This is a genomic window from Xenorhabdus entomophaga (assembly GCF_037996725.1).
GTDB lineage: Bacteria > Pseudomonadota > Gammaproteobacteria > Enterobacterales > Enterobacteriaceae > Xenorhabdus > Xenorhabdus khoisanae.
Window position 1 is genome coordinate 1 of record NZ_JBBMXH010000210.1, and the last position, 2,608, is coordinate 2,608.

2 protein-coding genes and 1 pseudogene are annotated in these 2,608 nt (G+C 40.0%); 2 read left to right on the forward strand and 1 reads right to left on the reverse strand.

Annotated elements, in window-relative coordinates:
- Positions 1-105 precede the first annotated feature (105 nt).
- A pseudogene (locus tag AAC854_RS22090) lies at positions 106-939 on the reverse strand (IS630 family transposase); the annotation flags it as partial.
- A 20-nt stretch (positions 940-959) separates the two neighbouring features.
- On the opposite strand from AAC854_RS22090, the gene AAC854_RS22095 reads away from it, so the two are divergent.
- Both AAC854_RS22095 and AAC854_RS22100 read left to right on the forward strand, forming a co-directional pair.
- A complete protein-coding gene (locus AAC854_RS22095) occupies positions 960-1,616 on the forward strand; it encodes an isocitrate lyase/phosphoenolpyruvate mutase family protein (protein WP_340618975.1) in 657 nt (218 codons plus the stop codon).
- Positions 1,617-2,020: 404 nt separating this feature from the next.
- Positions 2,021-2,392, forward strand: coding sequence for a YkgJ family cysteine cluster protein (locus AAC854_RS22100; protein WP_340618976.1), 372 nt, complete (start codon positions 2,021-2,023; stop codon positions 2,390-2,392).
- Positions 2,393-2,608: the final 216 nt, after the last annotated feature.

Sequence of the window (2,608 nt, forward strand, 5' to 3'; positions counted from 1 at the left end):
TATGCGCCAATCGCTTACAGACGGGCTAGGAACCCTAGGCGGCATCAGGCTGCATACACCGCACCAAATCTAATCGTATTTATTTTAACCTACATTTAAGATACAAGGCGGTAGGTAGTGCAACTCAATATTCAAAACTTCGGCAAAAAATTGAACGAATTCGGAACGGTGGTAACCCGCACCATCCAGAATAATATGGATTTTTTGCGAAAGTGGGTAGGTTTCCCGGATTGCGCCGAAAAAAAGGACGACATTTTTCGCGTTAATCGTCGGATATTCACGAATAATGGTCTCTTCAATCCGTTGTAAATTAAGGGCGCCCATGATGTTGAGTCGAGTTCGACTGCCCGTGGTCTCAACGACTTTGACCTGCCTCCTCCCACTCTTCATCCAGCCGTAACTTAATTTTGTGGACTGGGTAGGATGCACCGCATCAATAAACAAAATAGGCTCATGCTGGCCGCATGCTTCTTTCAGTGCGTTGTAGGTCTCAATAAACTGTTGCTGTTTATCTGCATCAAATTTATGTGGAGCTCCCATTGGCTTCTTATAGCTGAAACCCTGACGGTGAAGCCATTTCGTCATACCTGCGACAGTGAAAGTGACCTGCCATCGTGCTCGGACATAAGCCACAATTTGTGCGGTGGTGTGCATCAAATTTGCCGTCAGATAATCAATCAGTTCAACGGTTCGTTCGGCAGACAGGTGACTTTCAGAGCCCCCATTTTCAGGGGCGAGCTTTTCCTGAGAGAAATAATCTTTCAGATGGCGGCTTACGGTACTTTCGTGAATACGCAAGGCCTGGGCAATCATCTGAGCGGTCCACCCCTCGGAAGCCAAAAGAACCGCTTTGATACGGTCACGTACTCGTCCATCGCGAGTGGTATCATGCATCAATTCGAGGGCTTTCTTTTGATCTGCTGTCAGATGAATTTTCATGGTCGCTAACATGAGCTAATGTGAGTGAAAAATCAAGCATCTTCAATGACGATGGATATAAAGCACTCGGTTTAATTACTGCTAGCACCAACCTTCCAGTGTCTGCTGATGTTGAAGATGGTTTGCTAGCTACAGGTGAAAATATGGATCATCTTGTACAAGATCTATATTCTGTCGAATGTGTGGGTATCAACATTGAAGACGCCAAAAATGGTAAATCAATGTCCATAGAAGATGGTGCTGAGCGCATTGCCTCTGCACGTACTGCCGCTAATAACTTGAATTATGATTTATTTATCAATGCCCCTATAGATTCATGGCTTCGTGGTGAAAGTAAAGATCCGGATCATTTTATTTCTCGTGCCAATACTTATCTTGCCGCTGGTGCAGATTGTATTTTTATTCCCGGTTTGATCGACCTAAAAATATGCCAAATAATTAGTTCTCATATTAACGGGCCATTAAATGTAATGGTACTCGCTAATGCTCCCTGTGCTGAGGAATTTTTCGCCGCAGGTGTGAAACGAGTTTCTGGAGGCTCTTTCTTTGCGGAACAAGCTTATACTATCACACAGGCTAGTATGAAACGTTTTTTGAAAAACGGTATCCTACAACCAAATGATAAAGCAAAACTCAGTTATATAGAGTTAAATGCTCTACTGACTCAGGAAAAATAAGCCTACAACTTATTTAGATCCTATCTTTGAAGTGCCCCTCTAATGTTGGTTATCCAACTTTAAGGGCGCACTTCATCCCAGTAGGCTCTTATTCAATAGGCAAAAGGTGTTCTTTATTTTTACATCTTCGCCTTCTTCCAATTTTAATTCCAGTACTCATACATTAATCACACACAATAAAAATTTACAAATTAAATTATTTACAAATAAAACATTAAGAACAATTGGATTTATTGAATAAATTCAATTAATTCCAAATAAAATAAATTTATCTTGAAGAAAGATATAATTTGGCAACATAATCTCTTTTTAAAGAGGTCATCTTTTCTTTGGAAAATGAGCTTTTGAGGATAAGGTAATTTTACCTGAGTGTATATCTTAAACATTAGATAGTGACATCTGGTATGAGTCAAACGTTAACTTCTCAATCTGAATTACAAGATAATCCCTGCATAAGCTGTGGTGCTTGTTGTGCTTATTTTCGTGTTTCATTTTACTGGGCGGAAGCTGAAGATGGTGGAGGTACAGTTCCCATCTCTATGACAGAGAAACTAAATAATTTCATGCGATGTATGAAAGGTACAAATGAACCTCGACCCCGATGCGTTAATTTATGCGGTGAAATTGGTCAATCAGTTTCTTGTGCTATTTATAATAAAAGGCCGTCTCCTTGTAGAGAATTTCCTCAAGCTTGGGAAACTGGCGATTATAATGAAAGCTGTGATCGTGCCAGAGCCGCTTATGGTCTTCCTCCTCTGCCAAAACCTCAAATATAGCTGGTATTTCATCATCGATTAGATGGATAAAGGAAAAATGAATAAGGATCAGCAATAGAATATTCGTTAGTTCCATCACAGACGACTTACTTTTACATATCTATAGTTATATAACTTTTCAAAATGGTAGGAGTGTCAAAGAAACTCAGTCCAAATTTTGCGAGTTTTGATTTTCCAGAAACAAAAAGGCAAAAAAGAGGACTGAGTTATGCTTAT